Annotated in this window: 27 protein-coding genes; 8 read left to right on the top strand and 19 right to left on the bottom strand. The window is 50.7% G+C overall.

Going from position 1 to position 18,154, the window contains the following annotated elements; translation table 11 throughout:
• Positions 1 to 7: 7 nt before the first annotated feature.
• The 9 genes from ACTHS8_RS03030 to ACTHS8_RS02990 form a co-directional block, all read right to left on the bottom strand.
• Positions 8 to 322: a hypothetical protein gene (locus tag ACTHS8_RS03030; protein WP_070813996.1), complete on the bottom strand. Its 315-nt coding sequence runs from the start codon at positions 320 to 322 to the stop codon at positions 8 to 10.
• A gap of 14 nt (positions 323 to 336) precedes the next feature.
• The gene (locus ACTHS8_RS03025; protein ID WP_440365195.1) at positions 337 to 876 is read right to left on the bottom strand and encodes a TIGR02594 family protein; all 540 of its coding nucleotides are present in this window, start codon (positions 874 to 876) and stop codon (positions 337 to 339) included.
• A 26-nt stretch (positions 877 to 902) separates the two neighbouring features.
• Positions 903 to 1,241 (bottom strand): phage holin family protein, encoded by a 339-nt coding sequence (locus tag ACTHS8_RS03020; RefSeq protein WP_141752541.1) that lies wholly within the window; start codon positions 1,239 to 1,241, stop codon positions 903 to 905.
• Positions 1,238 to 1,600: a putative holin gene (locus tag ACTHS8_RS03015; RefSeq protein ID WP_063075543.1), complete on the bottom strand. Its 363-nt coding sequence runs from the start codon at positions 1,598 to 1,600 to the stop codon at positions 1,238 to 1,240. Before ACTHS8_RS03015 ends, ACTHS8_RS03020 begins: the two co-directional genes overlap by 4 nt.
• Before the next feature lie 7 nt (positions 1,601 to 1,607).
• Entirely contained in the window at positions 1,608 to 1,823 is a 216-nt protein-coding gene (locus ACTHS8_RS03010) for a tail protein X (protein ID WP_063075544.1), read from the bottom strand.
• Positions 1,823 to 2,308, bottom strand: coding sequence for a head completion/stabilization protein (locus tag ACTHS8_RS03005; protein ID WP_150540460.1), 486 nt, complete (start codon positions 2,306 to 2,308; stop codon positions 1,823 to 1,825). Before ACTHS8_RS03005 ends, ACTHS8_RS03010 begins: the two co-directional genes overlap by 1 nt.
• Positions 2,309 to 2,448: 140 nt before the next feature.
• Positions 2,449 to 3,108, bottom strand: coding sequence for a phage terminase small subunit (gene gpM, locus ACTHS8_RS03000; protein ID WP_063075546.1), 660 nt, complete (start codon positions 3,106 to 3,108; stop codon positions 2,449 to 2,451).
• A 47-nt stretch (positions 3,109 to 3,155) separates the two neighbouring features.
• On the bottom strand, positions 3,156 to 4,163 hold the full coding sequence (locus ACTHS8_RS02995; protein WP_440372937.1) for a phage major capsid protein, P2 family: 1,008 nt from the start codon (positions 4,161 to 4,163) through the stop codon (positions 3,156 to 3,158).
• Between the two features lie 13 nt (positions 4,164 to 4,176).
• Positions 4,177 to 4,974 carry a GPO family capsid scaffolding protein gene (locus tag ACTHS8_RS02990; RefSeq protein WP_440365197.1) on the bottom strand — a complete coding sequence of 266 codons (798 nt, stop codon included), beginning with the start codon at positions 4,972 to 4,974 and terminating at the stop codon, positions 4,177 to 4,179.
• A gap of 73 nt (positions 4,975 to 5,047) precedes the next feature.
• On the opposite strand from ACTHS8_RS02990, the gene ACTHS8_RS02985 reads away from it, so the two are divergent.
• Both ACTHS8_RS02985 and ACTHS8_RS02980 read left to right on the top strand, forming a co-directional pair.
• The gene (locus ACTHS8_RS02985; RefSeq protein ID WP_440372936.1) at positions 5,048 to 6,955 is read left to right on the top strand and encodes a terminase large subunit domain-containing protein; all 1,908 of its coding nucleotides are present in this window, start codon (positions 5,048 to 5,050) and stop codon (positions 6,953 to 6,955) included.
• Between the two features lie 9 nt (positions 6,956 to 6,964).
• Positions 6,965 to 7,987, top strand: coding sequence for a phage portal protein (locus ACTHS8_RS02980; protein WP_440372935.1), 1,023 nt, complete (start codon positions 6,965 to 6,967; stop codon positions 7,985 to 7,987).
• A 34-nt stretch (positions 7,988 to 8,021) separates the two neighbouring features.
• Here ACTHS8_RS02980 and ACTHS8_RS02975 read toward each other — a convergent pair whose 3' ends face one another.
• From ACTHS8_RS02975 to ACTHS8_RS02965, 3 genes are read right to left on the bottom strand one after another with little or no spacing between them, the layout of a single operon-like run.
• Complete coding sequence (locus ACTHS8_RS02975; protein ID WP_440372934.1) at positions 8,022 to 9,074, bottom strand: DNA cytosine methyltransferase; 1,053 nt, start codon at positions 9,072 to 9,074, stop codon at positions 8,022 to 8,024.
• Positions 9,075 to 9,077: 3 nt separating this feature from the next.
• A complete protein-coding gene (locus ACTHS8_RS02970; RefSeq protein WP_045074460.1) occupies positions 9,078 to 9,272 on the bottom strand; it encodes a hypothetical protein in 195 nt (64 codons plus the stop codon).
• Between the two features lie 20 nt (positions 9,273 to 9,292).
• Positions 9,293 to 11,647 carry a replication endonuclease gene (locus tag ACTHS8_RS02965; protein ID WP_440372933.1) on the bottom strand — a complete coding sequence of 785 codons (2,355 nt, stop codon included), beginning with the start codon at positions 11,645 to 11,647 and terminating at the stop codon, positions 9,293 to 9,295.
• Between the two features lie 122 nt (positions 11,648 to 11,769).
• Between ACTHS8_RS02965 and ACTHS8_RS02960 the strand changes: the two genes are divergently transcribed.
• Complete coding sequence (locus tag ACTHS8_RS02960) at positions 11,770 to 12,261, top strand: hypothetical protein (protein ID WP_440372932.1); 492 nt, start codon at positions 11,770 to 11,772, stop codon at positions 12,259 to 12,261.
• Positions 12,262 to 12,421: 160 nt separating this feature from the next.
• On the opposite strand, the gene ACTHS8_RS02955 is transcribed toward ACTHS8_RS02960, so the two are convergent.
• The 7 genes from ACTHS8_RS02955 to ACTHS8_RS02925 all read right to left on the bottom strand — a co-directional run bounded on the left by ACTHS8_RS02955 (position 12,422) and on the right by ACTHS8_RS02925 (position 14,346).
• A complete protein-coding gene (locus ACTHS8_RS02955) occupies positions 12,422 to 12,556 on the bottom strand; it encodes a hypothetical protein (RefSeq protein ID WP_440372931.1) in 135 nt (44 codons plus the stop codon).
• Positions 12,553 to 12,747 carry a hypothetical protein gene (locus tag ACTHS8_RS02950; RefSeq protein ID WP_440372930.1) on the bottom strand — a complete coding sequence of 65 codons (195 nt, stop codon included), beginning with the start codon at positions 12,745 to 12,747 and terminating at the stop codon, positions 12,553 to 12,555. The genes ACTHS8_RS02955 and ACTHS8_RS02950 overlap by 4 nt, the downstream gene beginning before the upstream one ends.
• A gap of 23 nt (positions 12,748 to 12,770) precedes the next feature.
• Positions 12,771 to 13,238, bottom strand: a complete 468-nt coding sequence (locus ACTHS8_RS02945; RefSeq protein WP_440372929.1) for a hypothetical protein — start codon at positions 13,236 to 13,238, stop codon at positions 12,771 to 12,773.
• Between the two features lie 12 nt (positions 13,239 to 13,250).
• Positions 13,251 to 13,553: an ogr/Delta-like zinc finger family protein gene (locus ACTHS8_RS02940; RefSeq protein ID WP_440372928.1), complete on the bottom strand. Its 303-nt coding sequence runs from the start codon at positions 13,551 to 13,553 to the stop codon at positions 13,251 to 13,253.
• The gene (locus ACTHS8_RS02935) at positions 13,531 to 13,830 is read right to left on the bottom strand and encodes a hypothetical protein (protein WP_440372927.1); all 300 of its coding nucleotides are present in this window, start codon (positions 13,828 to 13,830) and stop codon (positions 13,531 to 13,533) included. The genes ACTHS8_RS02940 and ACTHS8_RS02935 overlap by 23 nt, the downstream gene beginning before the upstream one ends.
• 91 nt (positions 13,831 to 13,921) lie before the next feature.
• Entirely contained in the window at positions 13,922 to 14,134 is a 213-nt protein-coding gene (locus ACTHS8_RS02930; RefSeq protein WP_045074473.1) for a hypothetical protein, read from the bottom strand.
• Positions 14,131 to 14,346, bottom strand: a complete 216-nt coding sequence (locus ACTHS8_RS02925) for a transcriptional regulator (protein WP_440372926.1) — start codon at positions 14,344 to 14,346, stop codon at positions 14,131 to 14,133. The genes ACTHS8_RS02930 and ACTHS8_RS02925 overlap by 4 nt, the downstream gene beginning before the upstream one ends.
• Before the next feature lie 143 nt (positions 14,347 to 14,489).
• Here ACTHS8_RS02925 and ACTHS8_RS02920 point away from each other — a divergent pair, with 143 nt between their 5' ends.
• From ACTHS8_RS02920 to ACTHS8_RS02900, 5 genes are read left to right on the top strand one after another with little or no spacing between them, the layout of a single operon-like run.
• Positions 14,490 to 15,164, top strand: a complete 675-nt coding sequence (locus ACTHS8_RS02920; RefSeq protein ID WP_315111556.1) for a LexA family transcriptional regulator — start codon at positions 14,490 to 14,492, stop codon at positions 15,162 to 15,164.
• A gap of 13 nt (positions 15,165 to 15,177) precedes the next feature.
• Entirely contained in the window at positions 15,178 to 15,744 is a 567-nt protein-coding gene (locus tag ACTHS8_RS02915) for a hypothetical protein (RefSeq protein ID WP_315111558.1), read from the top strand.
• Positions 15,745 to 16,392: a TerB family tellurite resistance protein gene (locus tag ACTHS8_RS02910; protein ID WP_440372925.1), complete on the top strand. Its 648-nt coding sequence runs from the start codon at positions 15,745 to 15,747 to the stop codon at positions 16,390 to 16,392.
• Positions 16,392 to 17,234, top strand: a complete 843-nt coding sequence (locus ACTHS8_RS02905; protein ID WP_063075560.1) for a sensor histidine kinase — start codon at positions 16,392 to 16,394, stop codon at positions 17,232 to 17,234. Before ACTHS8_RS02910 ends, ACTHS8_RS02905 begins: the two co-directional genes overlap by 1 nt.
• Positions 17,227 to 18,144 (top strand): response regulator, encoded by a 918-nt coding sequence (locus ACTHS8_RS02900; protein WP_063075561.1) that lies wholly within the window; start codon positions 17,227 to 17,229, stop codon positions 18,142 to 18,144. Before ACTHS8_RS02905 ends, ACTHS8_RS02900 begins: the two co-directional genes overlap by 8 nt.
• Positions 18,145 to 18,154 lie beyond the last annotated feature (10 nt).

Below are 18,154 nucleotides of genomic sequence, written 5' to 3'. Positions count from 1 at the left end.
CCCGCTGTTATTTTTTATTGATGGTTTGGGCTACATCTTCGGGCAGTTTTTCAGACGACCATTCATGATGCTTAGTCAGTGCTGCTTCGACTTGGCTGTTTTTTTCAGCCTGCACCTTCATCATTTGGTCTACCTGCGCCTGCAAGCTTTGGGCGCGGGCTTTATAAATCTTGATTGTTGCGTCTTTTGATTTGATGGCGTCTTCCTGCGCGGCGACTGTTTGTGTCAGTGCCTTATTGCTTTTACGCATGTGCATCAAGCTATATCCGAGGACGGCGACGGTCAGGATATAAGATACGGCAACAACAATAGCTGTTTTCATATGATTCCTCCGTTTCAGGCTTCGCTTACGCCTGCTGCCGCAGTGCCGGTAACGATGGGTAGGTTATAACGCTCTGCGGATGGTTCCGATTTAACCGGCTTACCATCAACCAATTTAGACGGCCAGTAGTAACCATCAATGTCTGCACCGTTAAACGGCACAACAGATACTGCATTACCCTGATTACCGCCCCATCCCATAATTTGCCCTTTAGCGTTTTTGCCACCGACGAAAAACACATGGCCACCACCTTTGCGGGATTTCACGGCGATACAGCCATAGGCGGGTTTAGCCAGCTTAGTCAGACCAGCCTCCGCCCATGCCTTGGCGCGATACCAATCTTTGATAACGCCGCGGCCGCTTTTACCGAGGCAGTAACCGACAAACAGGCCGCACCATGGTGTCTCATCGTCCGCATACCATGCTTTTGCCGCATTGGGAAAGTTTCCCATTTCTTTGAGCCAAGATTGGATAATCGGGTTATGTTTCGCGCCGACGATTTCTTTCAATCCGACGTGTCGGCGGGCTTCTGCCATCCAGGGCAATTCAGTCATGCTTTCTTCCTTTTTTATTCGTGTGTTTAAATATTTTCTTGCGGTATTTTTTTTGACGCGCGGTTCAAAAAACCTTGATTTTCTGTGCTTGGGCGTGTTTTCTTCGGGTGGATTTTGCTGATATTGCCGCCACTCCATAGCACTGCGCCCGTGTGCAGGGCCAGTCCGAAGATAAGCAACCATATAGTCAGTGATTTAATGGAAAAGGCAGCGGCCAGGGCGAGACTGCAAAACCATACGATAGATAAATAGGCGATTGCCGCACTTAACGGCTTATGTGTTTTCCCGCGGGTGTCAAAAAGGATGATACGAACGGCCGCGGTCAGGGACAGGGCAATGACGGCAGCAGATTGGACTGTATTCATGATTCTTTTTCCTCTTCCAGGGTTTTCAGACGGCCTTTTTCAATCAGGCGCATGACACGCTGTAAACCTAAAACCAGTCCGGCAGAAAAAATGGCAGCGGCGGTAAAGCTATTGATGGTCAGTGTTTCACCCGGCAGCAGCCAGTTGATTAGGCCTTCTGCGCCGTCGTAACCGAAAATGCCGCCGATGAAAGACACAGCAAAAAGCCATGCCTTATTAATCGGTCGCTCTGCCTTTTGGCTTAATACGAACAGCGATGCGCCTATGAGTGCACCGAAGGCTACGGAGGCGTGGACGTGGTAGCTGCCGATGATAATTACGGCGGCGTTGACAGCAGTGGTAGTTTTGTCTTGGGTCATGACGTTTTCAGTCCCATAGATTCAGGGTGGATTTTTGTTGTGCTTCTTCGTGGTTGGCTTGAGGCAGTCGGATAGTCAAACCGGCAGGTAGGAGGGCAGGATATTTCGATAAGCCGTAATTTTCAGGGGCGGTCAGGATTTGTTCGGTGTAGCCTGCGGACGTCCCGTAATGGTTCCAAGCGATATTGGCGACGGTATCGCCTTCTCGGGTCGTGTATTCCATCAAATTAATTCCGAATCGCAGCGGCGCTCGCCCATGACTGCCGCGGTGGCATAGTGTGCTTCACGGCGGAAGTCTTCGGCTTGATGTTGTTTCATTTCGGCACGCTCGCCTGCCTTTCCCGATGGTTCTGTATCTGCGTATTTTTCCAGCAGAAGTGATTTGGCATAGCAATAGACGGCGCGGCGGTAATGGATGGTTTTAACCGATTCGCCATTAATGACGTCGTCTGAATCGCCTGTTTCGGCAAGAGTGCCCCTGCCAACCTGTACGGCGGCAATGCGGTATTTCTTAAGCTGGCCGTTGACGTGTGCGACGGCTTCGAGGACGGCATGGTAAACACGGCTGCTTGAAATGTTCGCTTCAATCCTCATTACTTCGCGAAAGTTGGCAAGGTCGATGATTGGGAAAAAAGGAATACTGCGAACTTCAGATTGGTCTAATGCTTGCCGCCCTTGATCGGGGGTGTCGGCGAAAACAATAGTCATGATTCATTTCCTTACGGAAGAAGCCTGCCCGATATTTAGGCGGGCTTTGGAAAGGAGGCGCAGAGGCTTTGCATGCTAAGGCCGTCCATGATATTTCTGGAGGACTTGCCGCAGGCTTGCGCCCGGCGAGGGGAGCTAGGTCAGCCTTTAAGCTGTTTTTTGATGGCTGCAAGGCGGGATTTGACACCGATTTTTTCAGAATACTTCAGTGCGTTTTCGTAGTAACTCGCCGCACTTTCGAGGTCTTCGGCTTCTTCCGCACGTTCTCCAGAGGCTTTGTAGAACTTGGCGCGGATGATGTCTGTCAGATTTAAGGTATGCATACCCGTGTCTGGGTTGACGGTGCTGATGAGTGTGAGCAGATCAGTATGGTTGGCTTTACTCAAGTCAGCACCGTATCCATACTGTTCAGCCAGCTCTTCAATTAAGAGGTCGGGCAGATCACGACGGTAGTCATCTTTGACTTTCATGTCATGCTCGATGGCAAATAGGATGTATGGCACGGCTTGGTCAAGCTCGCCAATGTCAATCAACCAAAGCAGGGCGGTAGTGAAGACTGGATCGGTTTCAGCGGCCGAACCGGAGAGATAGACGTCTTCCAGCCATGGAAGATATTTTTCTACCATTCCTTTTTTGGCTTGGATTTTGTCGGATACGGATTTAATTTGGTGTAGGAAGGCGCGATCGGTGTTAAGGCTTGCCAACAGTCGGCGGTAGGGTTCGGCGACATGGATGTTTTCGCCGTTTTTTGCTGCCTTCTCTGCTAAAACCTGTTGTTTGTGTGCCTGGGCTGGAGTCATTGGATCCCTTTCATCAGGCCGTCTGAAATTTCAGACGGCCTTTTTTTCTACTTCACGATTTTGATGTTTTCGACCAAAGCTGCTGCGCCGTACTCTTCGACGACATAGCAGATATTTTCTGACTGGTAGTCGGCGATGCGGTCGAATTCAGGTTCGTCCGCCAGCTTGCGGCGATGGCCGCCTTTGTGGAAGTAGATGGACAGGTTTTTCAGCGGAGTAACTAAAATCGTATTTTTGGGGAAATACGGTGCAGTTACGACCGGCAGACCGCCCAAGCGTTTTTCAGACATGATGATGTCGGCAGGACGCAGCTCACTTGCCTTGTTGCCTGCTTCTTTGATAACGGCAAAGTATTTTTCAGACAGCAAAGATTGATGGCAGATAACGGTCATGCCCGGCATGTCGTGGAACTCTTCGTCAATCAAGCTTTCGGCAACGTCCGTAACCAAATGGTCGAGAGAGGTATAGGATTTACCTTCGCCGATTTCGACGGCATTGGTTGCGCTGCCCATGACGTTGGATGCTGCATTGGTACGCATATGCTGCAACCAGCCGGTTTGTACGTCCTGCAAGAGAGGATTTGCCGCAAAGTCGGATGTGGCGGCGGCAGACGTACCGTTGAAACCGATGGCAATCAGGCTCAAAGCTTTGGATTTGACGAGCTGGTTATTGATCAACTTAACGTATTCCGGTTGACTGCTCCAAGAGTCCATATCGTCGTAGCTGACTTGAGTGTCAAAATTTACTTTTTTACACAAATATTGGCGGTCGGTCAGGTTGTGATATGGCTTGGGCTGACGGCGTACAGTACCGTCGCCGTTTTTAGTATCAGTTCGCGAGGCATTCAGACCTGTTGATAAACCAATGATTGAGCCGGCAATTTCGGTTTTGCTGATGATGTTGATTTTTTGCAGGAATGTTGACTCCAGGCGGACGGCTTCGCGCATTTTTTGAGAAACGGCGGGCGTTACACTGAAATGGCGGGATACGCCTTCGGCAGTTGTACCGTTGGCTTTGGCGACGGCGTTGATGTATTGCTGGATGTACGGGTGCATGGCTTACCTTTTCTTAAAATTCGGAAGCAGGGGTTGTATTCGCGCCGGTATGTGGCTCTGCCTGATTGATCGGGGCGGATTCAATAGCGGCCTTAAAGGCATCGAATTCTTTGCGCAGGGCAGTGTAGTCATCGGCGAGTTTTTGGGTAATTTGGGCAGACTGCTCCAATTCTTTGTTCAGGTCGGCAAAGGCTTGGGTGTAGTCGTTTTTTTCTGTTTCGACGGGGGTGGGATCTGATTTCTTATTGAACATTTTGTCGTGGAGGGCGGCAAAAAAGCCTTTTTTCTCATGTTGGGGTTGGTTGGCAGGTTGGGTCATTGGCAGGCTTTCCATTTCGGTGTAGGCGGCGGTGTAGTTGGTGTCTTCCGGATTTAGCTGACGGAACTTGAGCATAGTCGTACCAAGAGATGCAGGGCTGTCCGTCATCGCAAGGCCGACCAGATAAGCTTTGCCGGTGTCGGCGAATGGCTTCATGATTTCCATGGATGTATAGACTTTTTCGCGCTCTTTGATGTAGCCCAACATTTTTTCAGTAGGGTCGATGCGAGCGTAAAGGCGGGTAATACCGTCTGAAGTCTCTGCTTTCAGCTCGAGGACGTCCCCCAGGCCTGAATAGTCGTTTTTGGGAGAATATGGGCGGTAATGCTCAAGGTTGATGCGTGCGCCGTAGATTTGTGGGTCGTAAGCTTCTGCGGCGGCGATGAGGTCGGCTGATTCGATCGTTCGACCGTCGGCAGTTGCACCGGATTTGCCGATGCAGAACCATCGGTCGCTGAATTTTTCGGTGGAATTTTTGGCGGATTTATTCATGCGTATGCGCTCGGGTGTTTGTCCGTTTTATTTTGGCATTTACGGAAAAGACGGCAAGCGACAGGGGTTTTAGGTGGGTTTTTCAAGTCATGCGGCACGGGTAGGATTGGCATTTTTGCCCGAAAATCGGGTATTGCCGCTATTTTTTGAAGACATGGAAAAACGTCAGAATATTGAAATTGCCCAAAATATCGACCCGCGCCTTGTTGCGCGGTCTCTTTACTGGCAGGGATGGAAAATTACCGCCATCGGGCGGCATTTGGGACTGAAGCCCGCCACGGTACATTCTTGGAAGCAACGGGAAAACTGGGATGGCGGAACACCGATGCAGCGTGTTGCCTCATCTATTGAAGCGCGCCTGATCCAACTCGTCAACCTGCCGAACAAATCAGACGGCGTTTACAAAGAAATGCGCCAACTTTCCGCATTAATGGGCGGCGAAGGCAAAAGGCCGTCTGAAAAATCGGAAACGCCGAAAAACAACCGATTTGACGGCGCAGACAAGCCGCCTTTTGACAGCGTGCCGACCATAGATCGCCCACCGCGTGAACGTACCGAGCGCACCGAACGCAGCCGCACCCGCTCCGTCGAAAAACCGCCGAAAAACTATATCGCACCCGAGCAGCAGCAGCGCATGGTTGAGATTTTTGAAGAGCAGTGTTTCGATTATCAGCGGTATTGGGGCGAGATTTATCGGACGCACCGTTTTCGAAATATCTTAAAAAGCCGCCAAATCGGCGCGACTTTCTATTTTGCCCGCGAAGCCTTCCTAACCAGCCTAAAAACGGGCATCAACTCCATTTTCCTGTCTGCGTCCCGCGCACAGGCCTATCAGTTCAAGCAATACATCCTCAACCTCTGCAAGATGGTCGATGTCGAGCTTAAAGGCGGGGATGTGATTTCTTTGCACAATGGCGCGGAACTGCATTTTTTAGGCACCAATTCACGGACGGCACAAGGTCGCAACGGTAACTTGTACGTCGACGAATACTTCTGGATTCCCGATTTCGAGCGGTTGCAAACACTGGCCGAGCCGATGGCGAGTCAAAAGCACCTGAAGACGACCTATTTCTCCACGCCGTCATCCGAAGGCCACCCCGCTTATGGTTTTTGGTCGGGCGCGATGTTTAACGAAGGCCGCCCTCGAAGCGAGCATATCAAGCTCGATTTGAGTCATGCCGCTTTAAAAAACGGTCGTCAGGATGCCGACGCGCAATGGCGGCAAATCGTTACGATTCATGATGCGCAGGAGTCGGGCTGCAACCTCTTCGATATTGATTATCTGCGCCAGCGCAACTCGCCCGACAAGTTCGCACAGCTCTTTGAGTGTCAATTCGTCCCGGACGGCGAGGGCGTGTTTCACTTTGCCGACCTGCAAGCCTGCGGTGTCGAATCGTGGGATTGGACTTGGTACAAACCTGACATGATGCGTCCGGCGGGGAATATCCCCGTATGGATAGGCTACGACCCGAGCTATACCGGCGACGCGTCCGGCTTGGTGGTCGCCGTCCCGCCGCAACGCAACGGCGAACCATTCCGAATTTTAGAAACACACATGATTAACGGGGCGGATTTCGAATCACAGGCCCAAATCATTCGCGGCATGACGGAGAAATTCAACGTTACCAAAATCGTCATCGACGCAAACGGTATCGGCGCGGCGGTGTACGACCTTGTTAAAAAATTCTACCCGCCCGCCATCGGCATGACCTACACGCCCGACATTAAAGGGATGATGGTTTTAAAAACGCAGAACCTGCTCAAAAACAAACGTATCGAGTGGGACGCGGGCAAAATTGATTTGCAGATGGCGTTTATGTCCGTCCGACGCGCAATTACCGCCAGCGGACGGAACATCACTTACGAATCGACGCGCAGCAAAGCCGCCAGTCATGGCGACTTGGCTTGGGCAGCGATGATGTTGTTTTATCAAGAGCCGCTGGACAATGTTGTCAGCGGACGATTTGAGATTGATAGTTAAAGGATTTTTATGTCTGATTTAAATTCGACAGGCAATGAACCACGCACAGATTTAGAGATTTTCAGTTGGGGCTACGACGAGCGTTTGTCTTGGCTCGGCGCGGCGTGGGAATGCGCCGACAACGGCCATTATTATGAACTGCCCGTCAATCAGGAGGACTTGATCGGTTTACTCCGAGTAGGCGTACATCATTCGTCTGCGCTGCACTGCAAATTGAACGTCCTAACTTCCACATTCAAACCGACCGCGCTTTTGAACCGCGCCGAATTTAAAAAGCTGGCATTTAATTTCCTCGTGACCGGCAACAGCTATCTGGCGGCGGAGCGCAACCGATTCGGCAAGGTCTTGGGATTTAAAAACCGACTGTCCGTCTATATGCGCCGCTCTTCGAAAAATTACGACAGAGACGGCTATTTCTACCTGCGCGACCATGTTTTTGAGACTGCGGACTTTATCCCGAAATCGGATATTATTCATTTGATGCAACCGGATTTGGTGCAGGAGATTTACGGCATCCCCGATTATTTAGCGGGTTTAAGTTCGGCAGAGCTTAACCACTCGGCCACGACATTCAGACGGCGCTACTACGACAACGGTAGCCATGCAGGCTTTATCGTGTATGCAACCGACAACAATATGAATAATGATGACTGGAATAATCTCAAGGACCAATTTAAAAAAGCGCAACGCGAAGGCAATTTCCGCAATGTCTTTTTGCGCTCGCCTGACGGTAAACCTGAAGGTATCAAACTGATTCCGATTTCAGAGGTTGCCGCCAAGGATGAATTTTTAAATATTAAAGGAGTAACCTCCCAAGATATGCTGACAATACACCGCGTGCCTCCTTCATTGATGGGGGTCGTCCCGACGGCGGCGGGCGGCTTGGGCGATGCCCGGACGGCGGCGGAAGTATTCGCCGCGAATGAAATCGAGCCGATACAGGCGGCGTTTCTCGAAGCAAACGACGCATTCGGCGCGGAGGTTTTTAAATTTAAGCCGTACACTTTGGCAACGTCCAAGGTGGATAAATAGGATAAGGCCGTCTGAAAAGTTTCAGACGGCCTTTTTATTTTATTCTACTCCCAATCCATCGCATGACCGGAACTGCCATACTGTTTCCTATTGCCATGTATCGCGGCGTGTCCGGACATTGCTCGGCTGGCTTGTTTCGCCATGTAATCCGAGTGTAGTTGTCTGGGAATCCTTGCAGCCTTTCGCATTCAACTGGGGTTAGTTTGCGGACTTCCGGGAAAGTGATAACGCAATTACCATTGCAGATTTGGTCTGAATCTACGCCTCTACCGCCAAACCCAGTGCTTAACGTTGCTCCAATATTGACAATAAGTGTTTCGCTCCCTCCGGATAAAGCCCCTCCTTTCCTTTTTAACGTGCCGGCGGTGTTGGATGCCTGGAATGTTCCAAAGCTTCCCTCAATAAATGTGGCAGATTCTTTCCCCTTTTTTCCGCCCGTCTCAGGATTCCTACTTTTGCTCGGCTGCTCAAATAGTATTTGGGCGGCACGTCTGTCTCGATTACCTGCGATAAGAAACACTCTTCGGCGACGTTGGGGGACTCCGAAATATTGGGCATCCAAGATTCGCCATGCGATTTCGCATTCGTCCGAACGCACAATACCAGCACCCGTCCATCTGCCCCTTGTTGGGACAAGCTCTTTGGACTCGCCAAGCAAAGCTGCCAAAAAACATCCGAAGGCGTTGTCTCGTGTTGATAAAACGCCGGGGACGTTTTCCCACAGTACAACTGCGTCGGGCAGTCCGTAGCGTCTTCGAATAGTGTTAATTGCATTTAAAATCCTTACAAAAACAAGCGTAAGATTTCCGCGTTCGTCATTCAGGCTGTTTCTTAAACCGGCAACCGAAAAAGCCTGGCAAGGCGTCCCGCCGACCAATATATCCGGTGCCTCAATTTCGCCTGATAAAATCCGCTCCGGTAACGTCGTCATGTCGCCATAGTTCGGGACGCTTGGGTAGTGGTGTGCCAAGACGGCGCATGGGAATGGCTCTATTTCCGAGAACCATGCCGGTTCAAACCCCATCCCCTGCCACGCTACGGATACCGCTTCAATTCCGCTGCAAACGCTGCCGTACCTAAAAACCATTTATTAATCCTTGTATAAATACTCGTCCCGCATTCTGATGACTTCCTCCCGCTTGTAGAGGTTGTCCCGTCCCACCAACTTCGGCTGCGGTATCAGCCCCGCCCGGCGGCGCGCCCAAATGGTTGTCGTGGACGGCGGCTTTTTGCCCGGTATTGTCCATAGTTTTTTCACTTCATCCAACGTGATGTATTCACCCATTTTTGTTCCTTTCCTGTTGGTCAGTTTCGGTTAATCAATTTGTCATTCATCGCCTGCGACGCTTTAATGGCGGCGCGGGCAGATTCGATGGCGCTTTCAACGGTGTCGTACTGCGGCTTGGTGTAGCGGACGGTTTTGGCGCGGATATTGGCTTCGTTTGCGGCCTTGATGGCGGCGAAGTCAAAAATAGGTTCTTGCGGAGTCAGTCCGCTGACGAGTGGACGGCGTAGTTTTTCAATACTGCGGATGTATTCGCGGTAGTTTCTTTGTTTTTTGCGGGCTGATTCGCTATGGAAGGCATTATCTTTCGCCGCTTTTTCGATTTTTTCGCGGGTTTCACGGCTCATGTATCTCAGCTCTTCGATATTGTCTAAATCGAGCATGTCTTTTTTATATTCTTTCGCCAATTCAGGACTTAAACCTGTCTGAACTAAATCAACGGCGGTTTGCACTGAAAATCCGTGTTTCCAAATAAGCCATTCTACAGGCTCGGTTTTTTCTAGGTCGGCCAGGGTTGCCGCTACTGGGCGATTGATTAAATTTTGCGCAGATTCGGGGTCGAATTTCATTTTCGTAGAGTTATTGACACAAGTCCAAGCGGCGGCGGTGCCGCCGTTTTTTTTCAAAACCCACGAATGGACGCGCGAAATTTCGACGCGTCCTGTGGCTTTTTCGTAAACGCCCATGATGCGGTCGGCAGGAATTTCGCCGTAGCAGTTCGGCTCTTTCGCCTCTTCGCGGTACAGTCCGAGACGGACGTTTTTGCGCGATACGGACTCGCCGCCCAAAAGGACGGTAAAACGCATCCAGTCGCCCATGTCGGCAGCCTGTTGGGCGAGCATTAAAAGGTCGTCTGAAGCGTCGGGGTTGATTCGGCGCAGTTCGCGCCAGATGGTAACGGGGCAGCCGCCGATTTGCTGGAACTGGCGGATACCGTGATGACTTGCCCATGCGTCCACGCGGACGGCGGTTTCCGCCATGCTCAACAGCGCGTCAGACTCATAGTCAACGCCCAAGCCGTCGCCGCTTTGACTTTTGCCGTCGATGTTTTTGGCGATATATTTGGCGATATAACCGGCAGCCGAACCACGCGCCCAGTTGATGGCTTCAAAGTCAACGCGGGCAGAGGCAGGGGTTTCCTTCCAAAATTTAAAATATTTGGATGCCCAGAATTTTTTCTCGGTTTTCAGACCGGCGCGGATGGCGGCGAGCGTAGGCGCACTGCCTTGTTCTTCACGGATTTTTGCTTGGATTCGGCGGGCTTCCGCGTCTGCTGCTTTTGCAGTCGCCAAGTATTTCAAACCCAGCTCTTCACGGTTTTCGCGGCAGGCGTGTTTTGCCACGACGCGGCGGAAGGTAAGGCGGTGTCGCTCTTCCATGAAGACAAGCCCGTGCCAGTGCGGCGTGCCGTCGTGATGCGGCTCGGCAACGCGGAAGCCGTAGATTTTGATTTTCAGACGACCTAATTCCGCATTGATACGACCCCATACTTTATTCAAGTAGGCCTGCGCCTGCGTCGGCGTTTCGCCGCTGAATTTCTCGTTTGGCTTGCCGAAGTGGTGCATACGGTGCATGCGGGAAGGGCAGGTAATCGTAAAAAATTCGCCGACGTGGTTTTTCAGACGGGCGATTTCCTCGAAGCCGCGAATACGCACCATCAATTCGGCGCGACGCAGGGCGGGATTGGATACAGAGACTTCAGACAAGGCCTCAAGCGTAAACTCTTGCCCCAGCTCATTGATGGCAATCATGGTTTGCAACATGGCAAGATTGCGACGCTTTTGAGACAAGCGGCGGAAAACCGCTTCATCAGAGGCATAAAGCCCCGTTTTACGGGATACAAAGCCCGCCCCGCGGCGGTAGCGTTCGGCAGCGCGCGCGAAAATGCGGCGAAGCTGGCGACGCCAGAATTTAGGGGCTTTCAGACGAGCTTCGATGGCTTCGGGGATTTTGTCCTTGAATACTTTTTTGGTGTCGATGCCGTATTCGGAAGCGGCATAATGGATCAGACCGGCGAGACTCCAGCCGATACGGTTCTTGAAATAAATATCTTTGGCGGCAGCCTCGGCGAGGACACGGATGTCGTCGTCCGAAGCGTCCAAACCTGCCGAACGGACGGCAGGCGGCAAAATGGTCAGATTGTCGAGCAGGGTTTTCAGACCATCTTCGGCGCGAACACGCGCAGCGGCGGGCTGAATGCCGCCGTCCAACTGACGGACGACCAAATCAGTAAAGAACGAACGCGCTTTTGATGCCTCTGCAGGTTTCAGGCTTTCAAACCCTTCGCGCAACACAGGCGGAATCAGCAAAAAGGCTTTGGCGGCGTAGTCTTGCTGCGCCGCCTTTGCATTTGCTGTGTGAATTGATATGCCCATGATTTTTCCTGTGTGAAAAGGTCGTCTGAAATACCCGTCTGTCCGAGTAGTCAAGCGTCTGTCCGCTTTGTCATTGCTCCGTTAGAATGGAAGCTCCTAAACAACCTTCCCGGAGACTTGAAATGAAGCTCAATCGCGAACTTCAAAGAAAAATATTGTCAGTCCTGACAGAATGCTTCCCCAAAGACCCTCCACCGAATTTCCTTCATACCTTACGCGCTGAATACGGTGAGGATGAAACAGATGGCAATCTGATGTATTTGGAAATGCACGGACTGGTCAACTTCAAATTCACCCGCTTTTTAGGCGGGTCGTATTCCATCGATTATGTGAAACCGACTGAAAAGGCTTTTGATTTCCTTGCCGAAGACGGCGGTCTTTCTGCGGTTTTAGGGGTAGTTACGGTCAGACTGGATGCGGAAACCCTGCGGGAACTGGTCGCCCTAAAAATAGACAAGGCAGACATTCCGACCGGTCAAAAAGAAACACTGCTTAAAATTATTCGCTCTCTGCCGGAGGAGGGTTTAAAGCGGTTATCGTCCCGATTGATTGAGTTCGCTTTGGACAAGGGCGCGGATTTAGTAAAACTGCTTGATATATCCGGCGGCCTCTAATCGTTGCCAAGTGGCGAAATCGGATACTTCCGACTTCGCCTAACTCCATATCAAATTCTTCAACCGTGCGGTCTGAAACTTCAGGCTCGGATACCATCAGTCGATTACCGGTATCGCACCATATGTACTGGTCGGTTTCATATATCTGCATGGTTTCATCTCAATGCTTAAAATAATCCTGAATTCTTTCTTCTATTTCCGCGTCCAGCTTCTTCTGCTCAATTTTGTAATCCACGTAGAGCCAAGCAGCGAGCGCGGCGGCGAAAACAATGCCGATGATTGCGAAGATACTCATTGCCCCACCTCATGCGGAATTTCAGCGTCGCCGCCCATGTGGTCGAAGGTAGGCGATTCGTAAACGCAGACAGGGTCAGTCGCGGGCAGCGTTTGCGGCTGTTCCGCCATGTTTCCGTGGGTCGAACCAAGCATAAAATAAGATGCGGCGAGCATCAGGGCGAGGATGATGTAGCGGATTTTGATTTTCATGATGTTTCCTTGTTTGGTCGGGTTCAGGCAGCCTTAAGGTCGTCTGAAACAGGGTTTACTTTCATTTTTCTGCCGGCATATACCGCGCGGGCTATTTTTTCGTCTATGCCTTCAAGCTGTCTGGCGGCTTCGGAAAGCTGAAGAACCGGCAAGCCCAAGCTGTACACTACGTTTTGCTGATTCAGCATATTGCTCAGTCGGGCGATTTCCTTTATCAACTTCTGGCTGTCTTCCAGAGCCTTGCTTTGCTCCGGCGTAACCAGCCAACTTCTGACGACTTCCGTATCGTTGTAAGCCGTCAACGGCTGACGGTCTGTATTTCGCTCCAAGAGCGCGTCGCGCTCCAAGCCGTTCATGATTTTTGCGTTTTTAGTTTTACTGCTTGCCAACTTTTTGCCGATATTCCACATGGCGCGGGCTTGGGCTTTGGTTCTAAAAAAGCGAACCCGCTGCGGTGCTGACTTCCACGTTGGGACGATTTCGCCGTTCATTTTTCTTTCCCTTTACAACAAATTTTTCTGACTGCTTTCGCCGTGTTGTTCCCGGATTTCATCCGCCGTCATCTGCGGCGGTATCAAGGCGGGGTTTTGATGCAGCGGACTGGGCGGGGAGATGGTTTTAATGACTTCCGTCGCCACCACGCCCGACCAGCTGCATGAAGCATTCAAGCATTGCACAGAGCTATAACGGACGCGGTCTGTCATCTTCCGACTTGCCGTAACCTTGCAGCGGCTGCCGCAGCAAGGGCAGGTAATCTGTACCCGCATATTTCCGTGTTCCGCCTTACTGATGTTGCGCTGCGCCATTTCCATTGCTCCGTTTCAGGTTTGCCGATGCGTCTTCAAAGGCTCGCAGATACATTTCCGCGTATTCCAACGCAGCTTCGGCGGCGAATGCAGCCAAAGACTTGCCGGAGGCAAAGGCAGCCTGCGCTAGCAAATCAAGCTCTTCGCCGTAAAACTTGACCTCGACGGCGGCTGTGGCTAATTCTTCCGGCGCGCTTGTTTTGGGGCAGGGTTCGGCGTGGACGTGTTGTTTGAGAGACAGTCTGCCTTCGATTTTGTGAATACAGTTTTGACACATGACATTTCCTTTTTGGGTTGATGCCGACTGTCCGGCGGGTCAAGCGTCTTTCCGCTTTGTCATCACTCCGTTACACCGTTCAGGTTAAATATTAGACGGGGCGGATGAAATTCCACGCATGGGCACTCAGTCCGGAAGCGCATGCGTCGTAATAGTTACCGCCAAACACTTCTTCGTTACCGTTCAGCCATACAATCAGGTGCTTTTTGGCTTTCCCGCGCCCTTTGACAAAGATTCGCCCTACCGTGCTTTCCTGATTTGTATTCCAATCATTCATTCTCATAACATTTGCAACATGTTTCATTTTTCTGCTCCTTGATTGGGGTTGATGCCGTCTGAAATTTGGCGGGCGGTAACTCGTCCTTCGGTCAAGTCTTCGATTTTGACTGCGTGGCGTACATCCATGCCGCCGCCGTTTTTCCATTTCACTACGCTTGGTTGCGATACTCCTACCGCTCTTGCCAATCGTGTGGCACTGCCGAAATACTCAGCCGCTTTCTCGATCGCTTCATTCATTTTTCGTCTCTTTGTTTACCTTAGATAACTTAATTATACCAAAGATAAAACGTAAAGCAATACCCAAAGTATATTACTTTTGGTATATATTTATACTCGATTGTTTTTAAAAGGTAGATTTTTTTATGTCTAGGGTGTCGCGCGTGAAAACTCTTATTTCAGAAATGTATGACGGCAAACAAAAGAATTTTGCAGATGCCATAGGAAAAAAACCTGCACAAGTCAGTCATTGGATTACCGGAGTGAAACCAATAGGCGATGCAATCGCTTCTCAAATTGAAACTTCTTTAAATTTACCAAGGGGCTGGCTTGATAGTAGAGAAAATATACCTGAAATGATAAGGTCGTCTGAAACCCTTTCAGACGACCCTTCAGACGACTTGGTGCGTCTTGACCTTTTCGACGTATCCGCCAGTTGCGGACACGGCAGGCTCAACCCCGACTGCCCTGTGCTGCTGCACTCGCTCGAAATCCCCAAAGCCGCACTCAAAGACCTGCTCGGCACAGACAACCTCAAAGGCGTGAAGCTGCTCGCCCCCGACGGCGACAGCATGGAGCCGACCATTCCCAAAAAATCCATCACCCTCATCCGCACCGACATCGATACCTTCGAAACCGGCGGCGTCTATCTCTTCACCTTCCAAGGCTACACCTACCTCAAACGCCTCTCGCGCGGCAAAGCCGGCGTCATCCACGTCATCAGCGACAACCCCGTGTACAGCAAATCCGACTTCGTCATCGAGCCCGACGAATTCGGCGAGCTGACCGTACACGGCAAATTCTGGAAAGTCCTGCCGCTGGATTTCCGGGATATTTGAAAAAGGAATAATCTTGACAAACAACTTTAAAAACCAAGCCGCCGAATTTGCCGCCCGACATCGTGCGCTTTTATCTGCCATCCTCTACATCGGATGGTCAAAGACGGGCAAACTGGACTGGCGTGAACGGCGCGAAGTCGAAGACTGGATGCTGCGCTGCCTGAATATAGACACGCTATCCGCCCAAATCGAAGCCAGGAATGCGGAAGATACCGTCGCCGCATTTGTCGCCGCCGTCAAAAAATCCGAAACCGCCCAAAATCCCGCACCGGAAAAACCTGAATCGGTCAAACAGGCTGAAAAGCTGCTCGCCGACCGCGAACAGCAGATAAAAAAACACTACCCTGCATTAAAGGACATCCTTAACAGACTGCCCGTAGCAACCACACTGGCAGAATTTGAAGCACTGCTGCATCAAGCCAAAGCCCAATCACCCAACCTGCTGGAAGAAGCACTTGCCGTCTCGGGCAGCGTTGCCATTGCCACGATTGGCGATATATTCCCCGCCCGCTCTGCCATCGGAAAAATGAAAGATGTCTGGGGTGGCTGGGTTACTTTATCCGACGGAAGGCGTTTTTAAATGACTAAAAAATCAGACTTCGCCATTCTGCCCGTGGGCGGTAGCTTCGAGATGGACTATATCAACACAGACGGCATATCCAGCCGCCGCATCATCGACGTGCGCGCCTTCGCGCTCGACAGCGACGGCTATATCCGCGCGTTCTGCCATGCACGGAAAATGGTCAGGACATTCAAATACAGCGGCATCATCGGACTGGTGGACTTGGAGACGGGCGAAGTGGTCGAACCTTCGCTTTTCAGACGGCGTTTGCAGGAACGGTACGAAGAGGCTCCTGAACGGCAGATGGATTTTTTTATTCGGGAGATGAGGCCGATTTTGGATGTGTTGGTCTATATCGCCTATTGCGATGGGAGATATGCGCCGTCTGAACAGCGGTATATTGCACAATGGCTGACGGACAAATCGGAAATGGGCAATGATTTTCTTGCTTATGCGCTTGGCGCTATGAAGTCTTGGCCCGTGCCGGATTCTATGGATTTTTCTTTTGCCGTCCGTGCTATTAACCAGCGTTTCCCTGAATGGCGTGATTCAATCTTGGAATATGCCCGTAATGTCGCTAAAGCAGACAGGAAGGTTACGGATGAGGAAACGAACCAGTTGGAAATACTGGAAAGATTGTTTGCTGTTTTTAGGGAGAAAGCGTGATGACGGATTCAAAAGGCTTGTTTCCGCTGCCTCAATACCGTAAACCCGTAAAAAAGATGAGCAACGGGCGGCGGGCAATCATAAAAGAATTGGATGCTTTACAGAAAACGGTAAACAGCAATACGCTTCTCATCGAGACACTGCAACGGAATATGGCGGCAACAGAGGAATCTCATAATCTGCATATTGCCGCGCTGTCTAATTTCCTCGGCCATGATATGAAAAACTGTATTCAAAACATGGATGTCATCTTGACAAGCTATAGGGCGGACGAGATTACTGAGGGGCATTTGGAAAGTCTGCGGGTACAGTTGGACATGATTCGGGAGGTAATGGGCAATTTTGCGCAGCTTGTGCCGCACGGGCGGGACGGGATTTTCAAGGTCAACAGCCTGATTGGCGCGACGGAGGCTTTGACTCGTTCGATGCTGGAGGAAAACGGGGTTTTGTTCACGAAGGAATTGCTGGAAGACATCGATTTGCGGACTAAATATCCTTTTCATTCGTTGCTTCAGGTATTCAGTAATCTGATTATTAATGCCTGCCGCCATTTGCGGGATTTCGAGCGGCGCGAGGTGTTGTTTGCGGTTGACATCGATCAGGAAAACCATGAGCTTTTCTTTTCGGTTTACGATACGGGCGCAGCTGTTGAGCAAATCTGTCTCGACAAAATCTTCGATTATGGATACTCTACTACGGAAGGTAGCGGCATCGGACTTTACCATGCACGTTATATTTGTGAATTGTTGAAGGGAACGGTTGAATGTGTGCCGTCAGACAGGGCGGAATATTCGAAGCGTTTCCTGATTACCCTGCCTTTTATAGGATTGGACGATGTATAAGCATATTTTTGTTATCGATGATGAAAAGATTCAGGCCGACGGGCTGGCAAAACAGCTTAATGAGCGTATGGGCGGGAATGGATATGTGTTCGAGCCTTTGAGCGGCGAACATGAGATTATGCAGGCAGTTGCCGACCGCTTCTGCTCGCTGGCGATTGTGGATCTGCGGATGGATGATTATCCGTTCAACGGCTTGGAAATATGCCGCCGTATCTTGGAAAACAATCCTCTGGCGAAGGTTATTATCGTGTCGGCATGGCTGCCGGAGTTTTTAACGGCGATGCAGGACCTGATGACTTCTGGCAGCGTGTTGGCGGTGTCGGAGAAAAAATCGATGGCGGAATGGGTGCCGGAATTGGAACGGACGGTTGCCGGTTATTTTGAAAAACGGGACGGTGAGTTTTCGGAAAACAGTAAGATGTTGCTGAATGCGTACAGTTCTGCCAAAAATGAAAAGGACCCGTTCCGCAAGGGTGTGTTGTTTGAGGACTTCCTTGTCAATCTTTTCGGACAGATCGGTTTTCAGTTTATTCGGAAACGGGTAACGGATGCGACTTCGGAAGTGGATTTGATTTTACGCAATGATATTGATGATGCGTTTTTAGCTAAATTCGGCAAGTATATTTTTGTGGAGGCAAAAAACCGTCCTTCCGCTCCTGTCGATAAGAATGATTTTTTGGCGTTTGTGTCCAAAATCGAATCCAGCAGCGGTCTGGCGGAACTTGGTATTATTGCGGCCAGCCATAAAATCGCTTCTACGGTCAGGCTGGAGGCTCTACGCACGTCGCATAAGAGTATGAAGGTTCTTCTGTTTGCCAATGATGAATTGACACGCCTGATTGTGGCGGATGATAAACGCTATGAGCTGAAGAAGCTGATTGACGAGCAGATTAAGGATGTGCCGTCTTGATGTTGGCTAT

The sequence above is a fragment of the Neisseria sp. P0016.S008 genome (assembly GCF_051957775.1).
Lineage (GTDB): Bacteria > Pseudomonadota > Gammaproteobacteria > Burkholderiales > Neisseriaceae > Neisseria > Neisseria flavescens_B.
Note: the sequence above shows the minus strand (reverse complement) of the source record. Positions and strands in the feature narration are given on the sequence as shown.